This window comes from Streptomyces sp. NPDC093225 (assembly GCF_044753805.1).
GTDB lineage: Bacteria > Actinomycetota > Actinomycetes > Streptomycetales > Streptomycetaceae > Streptomyces.
Window position 1 is genome coordinate 66,152 of record NZ_JBIVNX010000003.1, and the last position, 17,058, is coordinate 83,209.

The window sequence follows — 17,058 nt, forward strand, 5'->3', positions numbered from 1 at the left end:
GGCTCCAGTTTTTTCAAGCTGGTGGTCGGAGGCATGCGGACGTGGCTCAGTTGGTAGAGCATCACCTTGCCAAGGTGAGGGTCGCGAGTTCGAATCTCGTCGTCCGCTCAGGAAGAAGGCCCGGTCATCGACCGGGCCTTCTGCGTTTTCCCGTACGGGATTCCCCGCCGCGCGGCGCGCGTTTCCGCCGACCCTGACAAATGTCAGGAAGGCCGGTGACATCACGCACTGCCCGCCGCACCGGGGCGCCGGAAACCTGGAGGCATGACCTCCACCACGTCCGAACGCCCCGGCACCGACCACGTCATCACCGCCGACGCCCTGCGCCGCACCTACGCGGGCGGCTTCGACGCCGTCCGCGGCGTCTCCTTCTCCGTCGCCCGCGGCGAGGTCTTCGCCCTGCTCGGCACCAACGGGGCCGGCAAGACCTCCACCGTCGAACTCCTCGAAGGCCTGGCCCGGCCCGGCGGCGGCACCGTCCGCGTCCTCGGCCTCGACCCGTACGCCCACCGCGCGGAGGTCCGCCCGCGCACCGGCGTCATGCTCCAGGAGGGCGGCTTCCCCGCCGACCTCACCGTCGCCGAGACCGTACGCATGTGGGCCGGCTGCACCACCGGCGCCCGCGGGCCGACCGGCGCCGGCCGGCGCACGGAGGTCGTCGAACGGGTCGGACTCGCCCACCGGGCCGCCGTCCGCGTGAAGCAGCTTTCCGGAGGCGAACGGCGAAGGCTCGACCTCGCGCTCGCCCTGCTCGGCCGCCCCGAGGTGCTCTTCCTCGACGAACCCACCTCCGGCATGGACCCCGAGGGCCGCCGCGACACGTGGGACCTCGTCCGGGAACTGCGCGACGACGGCACCACCGTGCTGCTCACCACCCACTACCTCGAGGAGGCCGAACAGCTCGCGGACCGGCTCGCGATCCTGCACGCCGGCGAGCTCGTCCTCGCCGGCACCCCGGGCGAGGTGACCGCCTCCCGGCCGGCCCGGATCCGGTTCCGGCTGCCCGCGGACGTGCCCGCGGCGCGGCTGCCGCTCGCGCTGCGGGCGGCGGCCGACGGCCCGCGGGTGGAGATCCGCACCACCACGCTGCAGGAGACCCTCGGCGAACTCCTGCGCTGGGCGGCCGACTCCGGCACGGCGCTGGACCGGCTCGACGCCCGCTCCCCGTCCCTGGAAGAGGCGTTCCTGGAGATCGCCGACCGCACCCCGGAAGGTGTCCGATGAGCCACCCCACCACCACCGAAGGCCGCCGGCCCCGCCGGACGGCCCCCGGCGGGGCGCGCCTGGCCGCGCTCGGCCGGGCCGAGCTCACGCTGCTCGGCCGCAACCGCAACAGCCTCACCCTCGCCCTGCTCATGCCCGCCGCGATGCTGTTCCTGCTGCGTTCGACGGTCACCGGCATGGACGCCGCGGACCTGCCGATGGGCGCCGGGGCGGCCACCCTCGTCGGCGGCACCGGCCTGATCCTGGTGCTGGTCCTCTACATGGGCCTGACCGCCACCTACACCGCACGCCGCGAGGAACTGGTCCTCAAGCAGCTGCGCACCGGCGAGCCCACGGACACCGAGATCCTGGTCGGCGCGGCCCTGCCCGCCGCCGTCATCGCCCTCGCCCAGTGCGCGGTCCTCTCCGTCGGGGGCACGGCCCTGCTCGACGTACCCGCGCCGCGGCGGCCGGACCTGCTGCTCCTCGGGATCCTGGCCGTCGCCGCGCTGTCGGCCGGGCTGGCCGCGCTGACCTCGGCCGTCACCCGGACCGTGGAGACCGCCGGACTCAGCACCCTGCCGCTGTTCCTGGCCGCCGTGCTCGGCTCCGGGATGCTGATGCCGCGCGAGGTGCTGCCGGACGCGGTCGGGGACGTCTGCGACCTGCTGCCGTTCACCGGGGCCATGGAGTTCGTCCGCGCGGGCTGGCTCGGCACCGCCGGGGCCGGGAACCTGGTGCAGGCCGCGGTCCTCACGCTCGCCTGGGCGATCATCACGGGGGACGCGGTGCGGCGCTGGTTCCGCTGGGAGCCGCGGCGCTGAGGGGATCGGGGAAGGGGCGGCCGGCATGTCCAGGCTGACGGGGTGGTGGCAGGGACGCGGCAGCGCGTCGAAGGTGGAGCTCTACACACGGGGCTCGTACGTGTTCTTCGCCGTGACGGAGGTGTTGACCGTCGCGGGCGCGGCGGTCGGGACGCGTTCCTCCGGCCCGGCCGTGCTCCTGCTGGAGCTGCTGATCTGCGGCCACGCGGTGCTGATGGGCGTGGTGTCGAGCCGCGCCCTGGCATGGGTGGGCGGGCGGCGCGAGCGGCCGGTGCGCGGGGCGACGGCCCTCGCCGCGCTGACCGCCGCGACCGCGCTCGGCGCCCTGGGCCTGGCGGCCGCGGGGCTGGCCGGGGACGACCGGGCGCTGCCCACGCTGGTGCTCGGCCCGGTGGGTTTCGGCGTCCTCGGGCTGGTGCTGTGCCTGCGCCGCGTCCGGGACACGGTGTACGCCACCCTCGGGGCCGCCGCCGGGACGGTGGTCGCGGTGCTGGCCTTCGGACGGTCGGGCTGGGAGGCCCTCGGGTACGGCGTCGCGGCGCTGGCCGTGGCCGGGTTCTTCGCCATCACCTCGGGGTTCTCCGCCTGGCTGCTGCGGATCGTCTGGGAACTGGACCGCTCGCGGGAGCTGCGCGCCCGGCTGGCGGTCGCCGAGGAGCGGCTGCGCTTCGGGCGCGACCTGCACGACGTACTGGGCCGCAACCTCGCGGTGATCGCGCTCAAGAGCGAGCTCGCCGTCCAGCTGGCCCGGCGCGAACGCCCGGAGGCCGTGGACCAGATGGTGGAGGTGCAGCGGATCGCGCGCGAGTCGCAGCGGGAGGTGCGGGAAGTGGTACGCGGCTACCGGGGCGTGGACCTGGCGGTGGAACTGGAGGGCGCCCGCGGGGTGCTGGCGGCCGCCGGGATCGACTGCCGGGTGGACGGCTCGGCCGGCGGCGCACTGCCGGCCGCGGTGCAGTCCGCGCTGGGCTGGGTGGTGCGGGAGGCGACGACGAACGTGCTGCGTCACGGGGACGCGCGCGAGTGCCTGATCCACCTCGCCGGCGGTGCCGGAGCGGCGCCCGCGGTGCTGGAGATCGAGAACGACGGGGCGCCGCAGGCGCCTTCGGGCGCACCCGGGTCGGGCCTCGCGGGGCTGCGGGAGCGACTGGCGGTGCTGGGCGGCACGCTGGAGGCCGGGCCGGTGGCGGGCGGCCGGTTCCGGCTGACGGCGACCGTGCCGGCGGGGGCGGGGGCGGCGACGGTGGCGGCGACTGGAGAAGGGACCTGGGCGTGAGGCGCGGTACGGGTACGGGCGTGAGCGGGGGAGCGGCATGAGCGGGGGCACGGGCGGGGCGGCCGTACGGGTCCTGCTGGCCGACGACGAACACCTGATCCGGGGCGCGCTGGCGGCGTTGCTGGGCCTGGAGGACGACCTGCTGGTGGTCGCGGAGGCCGCCTCGGGGCCGGAGGCGCTGGCGATGGCCCGGGCCCACCGGCCGGACGTGGCCGTGCTCGACCTCCAGATGCCGGGGGCGGACGGTGTGAGCGTCGCCACATCCCTGCGGGCCGAACTCCCGGACTGCCGAACCATGATCGTGACCAGTCACGGGCGGCCCGGCTACCTGAAGCGGGCCCTGGCGGCCGGGGTGCGGGGCTTCGTCCCGAAGACCGTCTCGGCGCAGCGCCTCGCCGAGATCATCAGGACCGTGCACGCCGGAGGGCGGTACGTGGACCCGGAGTTGGCGGCCGACGCGATCAGCACGGGCGACTCGCCGCTGACCGCCCGCGAGGCCGAGCTGCTCGAACTCGCGGCGGACGGCGCGCCGGTCGCGGAGATCGCCGAGCGGGCCGCGCTGTCGCCCGGGACCGTGCGCAACTACCTGTCGTCGGCGGCCGCGAAGCTGGGTGCGGAGAACCGGCACGCGGCCGTGCGTCTCGCCCGCCTCAAAGGTTGGGTATAGTAGGTCTCGCGCTACGGCGCATGCGGACGTGGCTCAGTTGGTAGAGCATCACCTTGCCAAGGTGAGGGTCGCGAGTTCGAATCTCGTCGTCCGCTCAGAGGGAAGGCCCCGGTCATCACGACCGGGGCCTTCTTCGTGTTCGGGGTACCCGTCGGACGTGCGTCGGCCCCGCCCCCGCGAAGGTGCGGGGGCGGGGCCGGGCGCGGTCCGGGTGGCCGGGCGGTCGGGCGGTCGGGCGATCCGCCGTCCGGGTCGTCCGGGTCAGAAGTTCCAGGGGCTGCCGGTGAGCAGCTCGTACGCCTCGACGTACTTGGCGCGGGTGGCGTCGACCACGTGCTGCGGCAGGGCCGGCGGCGGCTCCTCGCTCGTGCGGTCCCAGCCGGACTCGCCGGTCAGCCAGTCACGGACGAACTGCTTGTCGTACGAGGGCTGCGCGCGGCCCGGCTGCCACTGGTCGGCCGGCCAGAAGCGGGAGGAGTCCGGAGTGAGGACCTCGTCGGCGGCGACCAGGGTCCCGCTGTCGGCGGCGAAGCCGAACTCGAACTTGGTGTCCGCCAGGATGATCCCGCGCTCGCGCGCGATGTCCCGGGCCCGGCCGTAGACGGCGAGCGTGGTCTGGCGCAGCAGGGCGGCGGTCTCGGCGCCGACCTGGCGGGCCACCTCCTCGTACGAGACGTTCTCGTCGTGCTCGCCGACCGCGGCCTTGGTGGCCGGGGTGAAGATCGGGGCGGGCAGCTCGGAGCCGTCCACGAGGCCCTCGGGCAGGGCGAGTCCGCAGACCGTGCGGGTCTGCCGGTACTCGGCCAGGCCCGAGCCGGTGAGGTAGCCGCGGGCCACGCACTCGACCGGGACCATGTTCAGCGACTGGCAGACCAGGGTGCGGCCGGCCCAGTCGGCGGGGGCGCCCTCGGGCAGCTCGGTGGAGATGACGTGGTTCGGAACGATGTCCGCGAGCTGCTCGAACCACCACAGGGAGAGCTGGGTGAGGACCCGCCCCTTGTCCGGGATCTCGGTCGGGAGCACCCAGTCGTACGCGGACATGCGGTCGCTGGCCACCATCACCAGGTCGCCCGCCTCGTTGCGGTAGAGCTCGCGGACCTTGCCGGTGTGGAGGTGGACCAGGCCCGGGACCTGAACCGGCTCGGGCTTTTCGACGAATCCGGACACGGTGTCTCCCTGTGGTTCTGTATGAGGGCACACCGATTCTCGCGCACGGAGGGGCGTGCTCCGTTCCCGGGGTCGGCCCGCGTCCCGCGTCGCGCGCCTCAGTCGCGCTTGCAGATCCGGTCGAGGAGGTTGGCCGTGGCCCGCTGGATCCGCTCGTCGACGTGGCCGGGCCGGTCGAGGGCGGGCGACCACGCGAAGGTGCCGGAGGCGAAGACCAGGGCGCCGCTCGGCGCCCGGTACAGGGAGGTCTCCTGGTGCCGCAGGGCCCCGTCGCCGTCCTGGTAGGGGGAGTGGGCGAGGAGGATGCGGCCCTCGTGCTCGGGGAGTTGGGTGCGCGGGAAGTACCGGTCGGCCTCGCCGGCGACCAGGCCGGCGAGTTCGTCGCCCTCGTCGGCGCCGGTGGCGTCCCACAGCCAGTGCGAGGCGTTGCGGACCACCAGCGGGGCCGGCTCCGGGACCCGGCCGGCGTACTGGATGCCCAGCAGCTGCTGTTCGGGCCGGTCCACCTCGCGCCAGAGCGCGGGTCTGCCCGGGCCCCGGCGTTTTCGGCACGTCAGCAGCCGGTCCGGGACGCCGGACGGGGACGGGGAGAGCTCCACCTGCCAGTACATGGTGTTCGCCGAGAGGAAGACCAGGGACGTGCCGTGCGCGCGGGCCGCCTCGGCGGTGCGCCGCATCGGGACGGACCAGTACTCGTCGTGGCCGGGGAAGACCAGGCCCCGGTAGCGGGTGGGGTCCACGCGGCCGGCGTGCAGGTCGCGCGTGTCGGCGTAGGCGAGGTCGTAGCCGTACCGCTCGGCCCAGCGGATGAAGTCGTAGGCGTGGCCGACGTGCAGGGGCAGGCCGGCGCCCGCGTACGGACGGTCGAAGGAGACGGTGATGGCGGCGTCCTGCTCGCCGAGGAGCCGGCCCTGCTCGTCCCAGGCGTGGTAGAGGCTGGCGCCGGTGTGGCCGTCCTCGGGGTACAGGTTGTACGCCTGCCACGTGATGTCGGGGAGCAGCAGGAGCAGGTCGGCCGGGTGGTCGTCGCGGACCGTGAAGGGGATGTGGGAGCGGTAGCCGTCGGCGGTGGTCAGCACGGCGACGTACGCGCCGAGGTTCCAGTACGAGGGGACCTGGAGGCGCCACGAGAGCCACCAGTGGTGGCAGGAGACGGTGCGGTCGGCGGTGAGCGGGGCGGGCTGGACGATGCCGGACAGCCTCGGGCTGGTGGTGATCTTCGCGGCGCCGTCGCCTCCGTAGTGGCCGATCCGGTAGACGTCGACGGAGAACTGCTGGGGCGGGTCGACGGTGATGTGGAAGTCGATGGCCTCGCCCGGGGCGACCGCTCCCGTGGAGGCGAAGCCCTTGATCTGGCGGTGCACGTCGTCGGCGCTGCGCGGGCCGCCGGCGCCCGCGCGGGGGGCCGGGACCTGGCCGGGGGCCGCCGCGGGGTCGACGTACCAGGGGACGACCTGGCCGGTGTCGTCGAAGTAGACCTCGCTGCCGCGGAACCAGGGGAGCGGGCCCTGCCCGAAGGGGTCCGTGACCGCGTGCGCGAGGGCGCCCGACTCCCACCGCCGGATCGGGGGCGGCGTCCCGGGGCCCGCCGGGCCGTCGGCCCGCGCGGACCCGCCGCCGTCCCGGATCCGGTCCTCGGTCTGGTCCGCCTCGCCCATGCGCTGCTCCCCTCCCTCGCCCCCCGGACGCGCGCGGGGTCGGTCCCGCGCGCCGTGTGCGTGTGTGCCGTCCGCCGGTCTGCCGCGGGTGGTCCGCGACTGGTCCCAGCACATCACATTACGCACGCACTCCGTCACCGTTTGTCGCGGATTGACGTGAGCGGAACATACCGGTCCGGTCGGACCGGGGGAAAGGGGGCGTTTTCAGACCAGGCGCACGGGCTTCTCGGGGCGGACCCCGAGCTCGGCGAGCCAGGAGCGCAGCGGGTCCGGATCGCCGTCCTCGACGAGGGACAGCACCCGCGGGGTCAGGTCGGTGCGGCGGGCCCCTCCGAGGAGGAGGGCGGGGCCGTCGAGCCAGTCGAGGCCGGGGGCGGCCCCGGCGGTGTCGACGGCCGCGCAGCACACCATGGCGGTGACGTGGTCGGCCAGCAGGTCCCGACCGGAGCGGGGCGGCTGGAGCGGGAAGAGGGGCAGCGCGTCGGAGCCGCCGCGGCGGCCGGGGCTGGTGGCCGGCCGCTCGTCGCGGGCGGCGTCGGCGCTGAGCCGGGCGGCCAGGTCCTCGGCCTGGCCGGCGGCGAGGGAGAGGAACACCCGCTCCAGGGTGGGGCCGTGCAGGGCGTCGGGCGCCGGTGCGGCGGGCGCGGGGGCGGTCGGGTCCGCGGGGGTGGGGGCGTCCTGCGTGGCGCGGGCGTCGGGCCCGTTCGGTACGTGGGGAACGTCCGGCGCGTCCGGCTCGGCCGGGGCCGGGGCGGGGGCGGGCGGTGCGAGGGCGGGTTCGTACCCGGCCGGGAGGGCGAGGGCGTCCAGGGCGCGGTGCAGGCGGGCGGCCTCGGTACGCCACTTGCGGTCGACGACCTCCTCCGGGTACGCCGTCCAGTCCACCGGCGACCAGTCGGGGCCGGGCTCGGCCGGTCCGCCGTGGAAGAGCCGCGCGGCCAGCAGCGAGGCGGCCTCGTCCACCACGCCGGGCTCCTCCAGCAGGTCGCAGGCCGGCCGCTCGCCCAGCCGGGAGGCGAAGCCCTCGGCGAGCCGGTCGCGCCGGGACAGTTCGGTGAGGGCGGAGACCACGCCCGCGTCCAACCGGGAGGGCCAGCGGCCCATCCGCCAGGCGGGCAGCGCCACCCGGGTCAGCAGCCGGTCCCAGCCCGCGTAGGCGAGGCCCACCTGCTCCTGGGCGACGATGCGCAGCCCGTAGTCCACGGTCTGGGCGCGCTCGGAGGCGGCCGCGGCCACCCCGCGCTCCATCTCGGTGGCGTCCGCGCGGCACAGCCCGAGCAGCAGCCGGCCGAGCCGGGCAACCCATCCGAGGCCGGGCCGCCGGCCCACGTCCACGGCCGCGTCGAGCCCGCGGATGAACCGCCGGGCCCCGGCTATGTCCGGGTCGGCCGAGGGGCCGGTGCCCGCCACGACGGGCGCGAGGACGGCGCGCAGCTCCGCCACCCGCATCCACCACAGGAAGGGCGAGCCGATCACCAGGACCGGCGCGGCGGCGAAGCCCGCCTCCTGCGTGCGCGGGGCGGGGTCGCCGGCCGCGCCGCGCCGCTGCGTGGCGTGCGTACGGTCCTCCAGCCAGCTGTCGCAGTCGGGGGTCAGCGCTATCGCCGAGGGGGGCGGGACCTCCAGCCGCTCGGCCAGGTCGCGCACGAGGCGGTACAGGTCGGGCGCGGCCGCCTCGGAGACCGGGACGGTCGGCGTCGTCGCGGGGCCGGCGCACAGCACCACGGCCGCGAACACCCCGGCGAGCAGCAGCACCAGCCCCGCCACGGCGCCCACGACGAGCGTCACGGCGGACCAGGTGTCCCCGGCCAGTCTGCCGGTCTGGCGGGCGGCCACCAGCACCACCGCGACGGCGGCGGGCAGCAGCGCGACGGCCAGCGCCCGGCTGCGCAGGCGCAGCACGGCGGCGGCCCGGGCCCGCGCGGTCAGCGCGCCCACTTCGATACCCATTGCGGTTCCGGACACGGCCGGACGTCACCCCCTCTGCCCTGCGGCTTCTGCCCTGCGGCGGCTTTGCTCACTCCCCCAGCGTGGCACCCGCCACCGACATCGCAATGCCGGTGGGCCAAGTGCCGGAATCCTTGCGCGGCACCCTAGTTGGGGCTCGGGTGTCCGTCAGCCGGATAGGCGATTGCTCACCCGATGGAATGGCTTTGGGTAAAGCTGGGTGCGTTCGACGGCGGCCGGATGCAGTCGAACCGGCGGTCGAACACCAAGGGCCCGGGCGCGCCGTGCGCGCTCCGGGCCCTGCGTGTCCCCGCGGCGGGGTCAGCGGCCTTCGGCCGCCTTCAGCGCGATGTCCGTGCGGTGCTGGGAGCCGTCGAGGCGGATCCGGCCGACGGCCTTATACGCCCGATCACGGGCCTGCGCCAGGTCGGAACCGGTCGCAGTCACGGACAGCACGCGGCCGCCCGCGCTGAGGACCTGTCCGCCCTCGGAGCGGGTGCCGGCGTGGAGGACGTACGCGTGCGGGGCGTCCTCGGCGGCGACCTCCGGCAGGCCCTCGATCGGGTCGCCCGTGCGGGGCGTGTCCGGGTAGTTGTGGGAGGCGATGACGACCGTGACGGCCGCGTCGGAGCGCCAGTTGAGCGGCGCCTCGGCGTCGAGCGTGCCCCGGGCCGCGTTCATCAGGACGCCCGCCAGCGGCGTCTTCAGCCGGGCCAGCACGACCTGGGTCTCGGGGTCGCCGAAGCGGGCGTTGAACTCGATGACCCGCACGCCGCGGCTGGTGATCGCCAGACCGGCGTAGAGCAGGCCGGAGAACGGCGTGCCGCGGCGGCGCAGCTCGTCGACGGTCGGCTGGAGGACGGTCTCCATGACCTCGTCGACCAGCTTCGGGTCGGCCCAGGGCAGCGGCGAGTACGCGCCCATGCCGCCGGTGTTCGGGCCCTCGTCGCCGTCGAGGGCGCGCTTGAAGTCCTGGGCGGGCTGGAGCGGCAGGACGGTGGTGCCGTCGGTGATCGCGAACAGCGAGACCTCGGGGCCGTCGAGGTACTCCTCGATGACGACCCGCTCGCAGGCCAGCGCGTGCGCGCGGGCGGCGGCCAGGTCGGAGGTGACGACCACGCCCTTGCCGGCGGCCAGGCCGTCGTCCTTGACGACGTAGGGGGCGCCGAAGGCGTCGAGGGCCTCGTCGACCTCCTCGGGGGTGGTGCAGACGTAGCTGCGGGCCGTCGGCACGCCGGCGCCGGCCATGACGTCCTTGGCGAAGGCCTTCGAGCCCTCCAGCTGGGCGGCCTCGGCGGACGGGCCGAAGACCGCGACGCCCGCCGCGCGCACGGCGTCGGCGACCCCGGCGACCAGCGGCGCCTCGGGGCCGACCACGACCAGGTCGACGCCGAGCTCCGCGGCGAGGCGGGCCACGTCGGCACCGTCGAGCGCGTCGACGGGGTGCAGCTCCGCCACTTCCGCGATTCCGGCGTTGCCGGGGGCGCAGTGCAGCGCGGTGACGTCGGGATCGAGGGACAGAGAGCGGCACAGGGCGTGTTCGCGGGCGCCGCCGCCGATGACGAGGACCTTCACGGGAGGCAGCCTAGCCCGCCCGGCCCCGCGATCTTTGTGCGGGCACCCAAGGCCGGGCCGCTACTCGTTCGTGTATTCCTCCACCACCGTGGCGCCGAGCTCGCGCACGATCAGCTCGTGGCCCGTGAGCGCGCTCTCCACCAGGTCCGGGTCGTCCTCCTCCGGTACGTCGTCCTCGGGTGCGACCGGGACGGGGGCGGCCGGCTGCGGGTGCGCGGCGCCCTGCGGGCCGGGCGGGGCCTGCGGGACCTGGGGCGCGGCCGGGGCGGCCGGCTGCTGGGCGGGGGCCGCGGCGGTCGGCGGCGCGTACGCGCGCTGCGGGGCCGGGGCGCCGTACGACGGTCCGGCGGGGGCGGCCGGGACGCCGCCGACGACGGCGTCGATCTTCCAGTTGACCTGGAACTGCTCGGCCAGGACCGCCTTGAGGACGTCCTCGCTGCCGCTGCTGGAGAAGTTGTCCCGGGCTCCGGGGTTGGGGAAGCCGAGCTGGAGGGTGCTGCCGTCGAAGCCGACGACCTGCGCGTTCTGGCTCAGCAGGATCCACGTGAAGCGGCGGCGGTTCTTGACGGCCTCCAGGACGCCCGGCCACATGGCCTGCACCTGGCCGGCGCCCTGGACCATGGCGGCGGACGGCGCGGCGGCCGCGGGCTGCGCGGCGGCGGCCGGGGCGGCCTGCGCCGGCGTGGGCGGGGCGGGCTGCACGGGGGCGCCCGTACCGGGCTGGGCGGCGCTGGGCCAGGCCCCGCGCGCGGGCGCGCCGGAGCCCGGCTGGGCCGCGCCGGGCCAGGCGCCGGGAGCGGGCTGGGCCGGGGCGCTCTGCGCGGTCGGCCAGGCGCCGGCGGGGGCCTGGGCCGCGGCGGCCTCTGGGGCGGGGGGCTGCGCGACCGGGCCGGACCCGGGCTGGGCGGCACCGGGCCAGGCGCCCGGCGCGGCCTGGGCGGCGGCGGGCTCGGGCGCCGGGGCGGCGGGTACGGGCTCGGGCGCGACGGGAGCTGCGGCCGCGGGGACCTGGGTCGCGGGGGCGGGCGTCGCGGGGGCGGGCGTCGCGGGGGCGCCGCGCACTGCCGCACGGGCCGCGGCCGCCCCGCCGCCGGGCGGGAGCGGGGCCATGACGTGGGCCTCGGGCCCGGGCACGTACGCCATCGCGGGCGCGGCACCGGGAGCCGCGAACGCCGCGGCGGCGGCGCCGCCGCGCTCGAGGCGGTCGAGGCGGGCCTGCACGGAGCGCTCGTCGTCGTAGGCGGCGGGCAGCAGCACGCGCGCGCAGATCAGCTCCAGCTGCAGGCGGGGCGAGGTGGCGCCGCGCATCTCGGTCAGCCCGGCGTTGACGAGGTCCGCCGCCCTGCTGAGCTCGGCGGCGCCGAACACCGACGCCTGGGCCTGCATGCGCTCCACGACGTCGGCGGGGGCGTCGATGAGCCCCTTCTCGCCCGCGTCCGGCACGGCGGCCAGGATCACCAGGTCGCGCAGCCGCTCCAGCAGGTCGGCGACGAAGCGGCGGGGGTCGTTCCCGCCCTCGATCACCCGGTCGACCACCTCGAAGGCGGCCGCGCCGTCGCCGGCGGCGAACGCGTCCACCACGGCGTCGAGCAGGGAGCCGTCCGTGTAGCCGAGGAGGGAGGTGGCCATGGCGTACGTCACACCGTCCTCGGCCGCGCCCGCGAGGAGCTGGTCCATGACGGACATGGAGTCACGCACGGATCCGGCGCCGGCGCGCACCACGAGCGGCAGCACGCCGTCCTCGACGGGGATGCCCTCGCGGCCGCAGACCTCGCCCAGGTACTCGCGCAAGGTGCCGGGCGGCACGAGCCGGAACGGGTAGTGGTGGGTGCGGGACCGGATGGTCCCGATGACCTTCTCCGGCTCCGTCGTGGCGAAGATGAACTTGAGGTGCTCCGGCGGCTCCTCGACGACCTTCAGCAGCGCGTTGAAGCCGGCCGACGTGACCATGTGGGCCTCGTCGATGATGTAGATCTTGTAGCGGCTGGCGGCGGGGCCGAAGAAGGCCTTCTCGCGCAGGTCACGGGCGTCGTCCACGCCACCGTGGGAGGCCGCGTCGATCTCGATCACGTCGATCGAGCCCGGTCCGTTGCGCGCCAGGTCGCGGCAGGACTGGCACTCCCCGCAGGGGGTGGGGGTGGGACCTTGCTCACAGTTCAGGCAGCGGGCCAGGATGCGCGCACTGGTCGTCTTTCCGCAGCCGCGCGGACCGCTGAACAGGTACGCGTGGTTCACCCGGTTGTTCCGCAGGGCCTGCATCAGGGGTGCAGTGACATGCTCCTGCCCGATGACCTCGGCGAACGACTCGGGGCGATAGCGGCGGTACAGCGCAAGGGACGACACGTTTACGAGGTTATCCGGGCCCGCCGACAACCGGCTCCCGCCGACGCCCCTCGACGCCCGTACGCCCCCCGGCACACGAGCGCCGGCCCCGCGTCGTGGGCCGCCCGGGAACGCAAGCGCCCCCCACGCACCCGCCAGAGCCCACTTACCCTTGCTGCCTTCCGGCCCTGGGGGAGTTGGGTGAGATAGCGCCACGTGAGGGGCTGGCCCCAGAGTAGCGGATGAAACGCCCGGGGATCGAGCCTCCCGACCTCCGGAGCGATCACGTTCGCGAGCACCCCTCAACGTCTTGTATTGTTTGCGGCGGAGGATTCGCCTAGAGGCCTAGGGCGCACGCTTGGAAAGCGTGTTGGGGGCAACCCCTCACGAGTTCGAATCTCGTATCCTCCGCAGTCGCCTGACAAGGCGAAACGAAGGGCCCGACCGTTCAACGGTCGGGCCCTTCGTCGTACCGCGGGCCGTCCGCTCATCGGCCTGCAGCCGGGCGTCCGCCCCGTGGCGGCGCACCACCGCTCGCGGCACACCAGCCAGGTCTTCCACGGCACCCCGCGCCCTGGCGCAGATCTTCCGCGAAGCCGACCCGCGGGGGCTCACACAGCCGCCCGCAGGTCAGCCCTCGTCCTCCCACGGGTTGAGCAAGAGCGCGCCAGTCCGGGCCAGGTGCTTGACGTTCCGGCTCACCAGAGTCCAGCCGTTCGCCAGGGCGCTGGCGGCGATCAGCGCATCAGGCGGATCAATGCTGGTTCCGGCGCTCTTCAGCTTCCGATGAAGCGAGAGGTAGGCGAGGGCCTCCCGTTCTCCGATGGCCGCGATCCGGTCGCTGTAGTCATCGCGGATGCTTTCGAGCGCCCGCTCGAAAGCGGCACGCCGTACGAGGTCCGGTGTCTCCGCGATGCCCGCCTCGATCTCCGCGATCGTGATGACACTCAGGTAGGGGCCGGTGGACGGGACCGAACGGGCCCAGGCCACAACCGCCGGAGCCGGCTTCGGCCGGGTGGTGATCTCGGAGACCAGGTTGGTGTCGAGCAGGTAGATCACTCGCCACTCGCCGCGTCGTCGTAGGAACGCTGCCCGAACTCCAGGCCCTCGAACGGGACCGCCTCAAGCCGATCAAGAAATCCGTCACTGCCGAAGGTGGCCCAGCGGTGAAGCATCTCCGGAAGAGCGTCGATGTCCGTGTCGGCGAGTTCGGCGTCGAAGTGCCCGAGCTGCCGCTCGGGCAAGGACTCCCGGATCTCCCGAATCGTCCGCAGCGGATGCGGATCTTCAGGCCGACGGGGCGGCAGCGGAAGGTTCGGGGCAGCACTCATGATCGGCTCCTCCACGAAGCAATCCGCGGGCCCATACCTGAGGACAAGCGTAGGCTGGCCGGCCGTCCCACAAAGGTGGATCCCGTCGGACCCAGGCTGCCCGGTCTCAGTTCTGGTCTCATTCGCCCCCGTCCCGTCCGGACAGGGGCCACGCTCGTAGCTCCGCCGCAGGTCAGGATGGGTGCGGCTTCCGCTGGACGGGCGTACGAACGTTTGGAAAGCGTGTTGGGGGCAACCCCTCACGAGTTCGAATCTCGTATCCTCCGCCTCTGCCCACCAGGGCAAACGAAGGTCCCGACCGCAAGCGGTCGGGACCTTCGTCGTTCCGTGGCCTCAGTTCCAGTCTCATTCACTTGCCTCACAACCGGACATTTCCACGCATCGCGGACTCGATGACCTATCCCTCGTACTCCCAAGGGTTCAGCAGGTGTGCGCCTGATCGCGCCGACGGCACGCCCTGGCTCACTTGCGGTCTCGCTCATCCCCCACATTCTTCATGTCTCGGGTGACATGTCGATGGCGTCGGGAATCTGCCCGGCAGTGGCTCACCCCCGGGTGAACCCGTCCGTACGGCACCTACGGACCGAGGGGATGCGCAATCCTTGGTCCCGGTGCGGGCCGGATCCGGCCCTCGTGTACGTTCCCGGCCGGGCGAGGTGCTGTCATGACGTCCCGATCCACACTGACCGCCTGGCTCGCCGGTCTCGACGGCGCGCGGCTGGCACGCGTCATCGCGGCGCGGAAGGACGCTGTGGCCGCTCCGGAGCCCCGCTCGATGGAGGAAGTGGCGGAACGCCTTCAACGGCCGGGGTCGGTGGCGCTCGCTCTGCCGCGGCTCCCGCTGCCGTGCCTGCAGGTGGCCGAAACACTGGCCGCCCTGGGGGTGGTGTCGCGCGGCGCCCTGGCGAAGACCCTGGGAGCGACGGCGCCCGCTGCCGCCCGGGAACTCGACGTCGTACTGGAGACCCTGGCCGATCACGCGCTGGTCTGGCCGGACGGTGACGGGGATCTCCACATGGCCGCCCCGTTGCGGCACGCCTGGGACGCCCCCCTGGGGCTGGACGCTCCGCTGGAGAAGCTGCTGGAAGGCGTCACCTCCGAGGAACTGCGCGGCATGCTCGTGGCGCTGGGTATCAAACCGGTCGGCACCAGGCAGCAGCGCGCGGCCGCCGTCCTGGAACACCACGGCGATCCGGAGCGCGTGGCCTCCGTGATCGCGAAGGCTCCTTCTGCCGCCCGGGAGCTGCTTCAGCGACGAGCGGAGTCGGTGTCGCCGCAGACGGAGTTCATCGTGTTCGGGGCTCCCGAGGCCGATTCCCGGCCGGGCGCGCGATGGGCCCTGGACCGGGGCTTCCTCGTCCGTGATCACCACGGCTACGGGAGGGACCGCATGCCCGCCGAGGTGGCGGTGGCGTTGCGCGGGCCCGACTGGCATGCCCCGTTCCAACCCGTACCGCCCACCGCGGAGCTGGTGTCCGTCACCGCTGTGGAGGTGACGCGGGAGGCAGCAGCGGCAGCCACGACCTTCGCGGCCGACGCCTCCTCGGTCCTGTCGGTCTGCTCGGCGGCTCCACCGTCCCGGCTGAAGTCCGGTGGGGTCGGCGCGCGCGAACTGGGCCGAATCGGCAAGACCGCACATGCCGTTGACGCCGTGGTGCGCATCGCTCTGGAGACCGCGCACTCGGTCGGGCTCCTGGCCACGGACGGCACCCGCGTCGCACCCACCAAGGAGTACGACGCCTGGGCGGCGCAGGAACCCGCGGCCCGGTTCGCCGTGCTTCTCCAGGCATGGTGGCTGCTGCCGCGCACCCCGTCCGAGACCCGCGGCGAGGACGACAAGGTGCTCCCCGCCCTCGCCGGAACACCTCGCTGCGACGGCTGCCTGCAGGCGCGCGGTGGGCTCCTCGCCGCGGCGGCACGGCTCCCGGAGGGACGGGGCACGCGGGTCGCCACGGATCTGGGCCCCCTCGTGGCATGGCACCGTCCGCTCGCCCACCCGTCATTCCAGGACGAGACACCGTTCGCCACCACGATCCGCGAGGCCGAGCTGCTGGGCGTCATCGCCCGGGGCTCCCTCTCTCCCCTCGGCGCGGCTCTGCTGGCCGGCGACGCTGAGGAACTGGCCGCCGAGTGCCGACGGCTGCTGCCCGAGGCCACCGGCACGGCCCTGCTCGGCGGCGACCTCACGGCCGTCGTCAGCGGCACGCCCGCGGCATCCCTCGTCGAGCTCCTGGATGCGACCGCGGCCCGTGAGACCAGTGGGGCGGCCTCGGTGTGGCGGTTCAGCGCCGACAGCATCCGCCGGGCCCTGGACGCCGGCCGCACTCCGGACGAGATCTCGGCCGAGCTGGCCGCCATCGCGGCGGGGCCCCTGCCACAGCCGCTGTCCTACCTCATCGCCGATGCGGCACGCCGTCACGGCCGGGTACGCGTCGCCCCCGCCGCCTGCGTCATCCACGGCGGCGAGCCGGCGCTCCTGGCCGAGCTCGCCGCCCACCGAGGACTCACCTCACTCGGGCTGCGGCAGCTCGCGCCGACGGTGCTCGTCAGCGCCGCCGCGCCCGACCGGACCCTGGCCGCGCTACGGAGCGAGGGCTACGCGCCCGTCGCCGAGGCCGCCGACGGAACCGTACGCATCGAGAAGGTCCCGCCCCAGCGGGCCGCCGCTGTTCCCATTCCACGGAAGGCCTCTGCGAAGACCGGCAGGGAACGTGCGGCGCACCGGGCGGCAGAGGTGTCGGCGGTCGTCGACGCACACGCTTTGGCAGCCCGCCTGCTGAACGTCCCGCCAACCGCCCCCGAGCCCGATCCCTTCGGCACCGGAGTCCCCTTCGGAACGGATACCGAGGAGATCGTCTCCGGGTACGCCGAGCAGCTGACCTACGCCGACGTGCGCCAGCTCGGCCACGCCATCGACGCCGGCACCGCCATCACGGTCGAGTACGTCGCAGCCTCGGGCAGCCGCACCGTCCGTACCCTGAGCCGCCTCGAACTCGACCCGCCCTACCTCGAAGGGTGGTGCCACCTGCGGGACGCCGAACGAGTCTTCACGCTGTCCCGCATCCACGGCGTCATGCCCTCGTAGTTC

12 protein-coding genes, 3 tRNA genes, 1 other RNA gene and 1 pseudogene are annotated in these 17,058 nt (G+C 74.5%); 9 read left to right on the plus strand and 8 right to left on the minus strand.

Translation table 11 applies throughout. The features are described 5' to 3' along the window. Nucleotides 1-35 precede the first annotated feature (35 nt). The 6 genes from ACIQCH_RS04315 to ACIQCH_RS04340 all read left to right on the plus strand — a co-directional run bounded on the left by ACIQCH_RS04315 (nucleotide 36) and on the right by ACIQCH_RS04340 (nucleotide 4,065). A tRNA-Gly gene (locus ACIQCH_RS04315) sits at nucleotides 36-108 on the plus strand. Between the two features lie 156 nt (nucleotides 109-264). Next, nucleotides 265-1,224, plus strand: a complete 960-nt coding sequence (locus ACIQCH_RS04320; RefSeq protein ID WP_402577776.1) for an ABC transporter ATP-binding protein — start codon at nucleotides 265-267, stop codon at nucleotides 1,222-1,224. Then, the gene (locus ACIQCH_RS04325; RefSeq protein ID WP_402577777.1) at nucleotides 1,221-2,027 is read left to right on the plus strand and encodes an ABC transporter permease; all 807 of its coding nucleotides are present in this window, start codon (nucleotides 1,221-1,223) and stop codon (nucleotides 2,025-2,027) included. The genes ACIQCH_RS04320 and ACIQCH_RS04325 overlap by 4 nt, the downstream gene beginning before the upstream one ends. A gap of 25 nt (nucleotides 2,028-2,052) precedes the next feature. Beyond that, nucleotides 2,053-3,303, plus strand: coding sequence for a sensor histidine kinase (locus tag ACIQCH_RS04330; protein WP_402577779.1), 1,251 nt, complete (start codon nucleotides 2,053-2,055; stop codon nucleotides 3,301-3,303). Nucleotides 3,304-3,340: 37 nt separating this feature from the next. Continuing rightward, complete coding sequence (locus ACIQCH_RS04335) at nucleotides 3,341-3,970, plus strand: response regulator transcription factor (RefSeq protein WP_402577781.1); 630 nt, start codon at nucleotides 3,341-3,343, stop codon at nucleotides 3,968-3,970. 22 nt (nucleotides 3,971-3,992) lie between these two features. Further along, nucleotides 3,993-4,065: transfer RNA gene (locus tag ACIQCH_RS04340), tRNA-Gly, on the plus strand. A 166-nt stretch (nucleotides 4,066-4,231) separates the two neighbouring features. Here ACIQCH_RS04340 and ACIQCH_RS04345 read toward each other — a convergent pair. From ACIQCH_RS04345 to ffs, 6 genes are all read right to left on the minus strand, one after another. Then, on the minus strand, nucleotides 4,232-5,137 hold the full coding sequence (locus tag ACIQCH_RS04345) for a phosphoribosylaminoimidazolesuccinocarboxamide synthase (RefSeq protein ID WP_402577783.1): 906 nt from the start codon (nucleotides 5,135-5,137) through the stop codon (nucleotides 4,232-4,234). A 98-nt stretch (nucleotides 5,138-5,235) separates the two neighbouring features. Beyond that, nucleotides 5,236-6,795, minus strand: a complete 1,560-nt coding sequence (locus ACIQCH_RS04350; RefSeq protein WP_402577785.1) for a N,N-dimethylformamidase beta subunit family domain-containing protein — start codon at nucleotides 6,793-6,795, stop codon at nucleotides 5,236-5,238. A gap of 204 nt (nucleotides 6,796-6,999) precedes the next feature. Then, the gene (locus ACIQCH_RS04355; protein WP_402577787.1) at nucleotides 7,000-8,745 is read right to left on the minus strand and encodes a hypothetical protein; all 1,746 of its coding nucleotides are present in this window, start codon (nucleotides 8,743-8,745) and stop codon (nucleotides 7,000-7,002) included. Between the two features lie 318 nt (nucleotides 8,746-9,063). Beyond that, nucleotides 9,064-10,317, minus strand: coding sequence for a phosphoribosylamine--glycine ligase (gene purD, locus ACIQCH_RS04360; RefSeq protein WP_402577789.1), 1,254 nt, complete (start codon nucleotides 10,315-10,317; stop codon nucleotides 9,064-9,066). A gap of 60 nt (nucleotides 10,318-10,377) precedes the next feature. After that, nucleotides 10,378-12,660: a DNA polymerase III subunit gamma and tau gene (locus tag ACIQCH_RS04365; RefSeq protein ID WP_402577791.1), complete on the minus strand. Its 2,283-nt coding sequence runs from the start codon at nucleotides 12,658-12,660 to the stop codon at nucleotides 10,378-10,380. Between the two features lie 109 nt (nucleotides 12,661-12,769). Continuing rightward, an RNA gene (gene ffs / locus ACIQCH_RS04370) (signal recognition particle sRNA small type) lies at nucleotides 12,770-12,868 on the minus strand. 97 nt (nucleotides 12,869-12,965) lie between these two features. Here ffs and ACIQCH_RS04375 point away from each other — a divergent pair. Both ACIQCH_RS04375 and ACIQCH_RS04380 read left to right on the plus strand, forming a co-directional pair. Beyond that, nucleotides 12,966-13,050: transfer RNA gene (locus ACIQCH_RS04375), tRNA-Ser, on the plus strand. 63 nt (nucleotides 13,051-13,113) lie between these two features. After that, nucleotides 13,114-13,295: pseudogene (locus tag ACIQCH_RS04380) on the plus strand (restriction endonuclease); the annotation flags it as partial. Here ACIQCH_RS04380 and ACIQCH_RS04385 read toward each other — a convergent pair. Both ACIQCH_RS04385 and ACIQCH_RS04390 read right to left on the minus strand, forming a co-directional pair. After that, a complete protein-coding gene (locus ACIQCH_RS04385) occupies nucleotides 13,270-13,698 on the minus strand; it encodes a type II toxin-antitoxin system VapC family toxin (RefSeq protein WP_402577793.1) in 429 nt (142 codons plus the stop codon). The pseudogene ACIQCH_RS04380 and the gene ACIQCH_RS04385 overlap by 26 nt on opposite strands. After that, nucleotides 13,695-13,985, minus strand: a complete 291-nt coding sequence (locus ACIQCH_RS04390) for a hypothetical protein (RefSeq protein ID WP_402577795.1) — start codon at nucleotides 13,983-13,985, stop codon at nucleotides 13,695-13,697. Before ACIQCH_RS04390 ends, ACIQCH_RS04385 begins: the two co-directional genes overlap by 4 nt. A 649-nt stretch (nucleotides 13,986-14,634) precedes the next feature. Here ACIQCH_RS04390 and ACIQCH_RS04395 point away from each other — a divergent pair. Further along, nucleotides 14,635-17,055, plus strand: a complete 2,421-nt coding sequence (locus tag ACIQCH_RS04395) for a helicase-associated domain-containing protein (RefSeq protein ID WP_402577797.1) — start codon at nucleotides 14,635-14,637, stop codon at nucleotides 17,053-17,055. Nucleotides 17,056-17,058 lie beyond the last annotated feature (3 nt).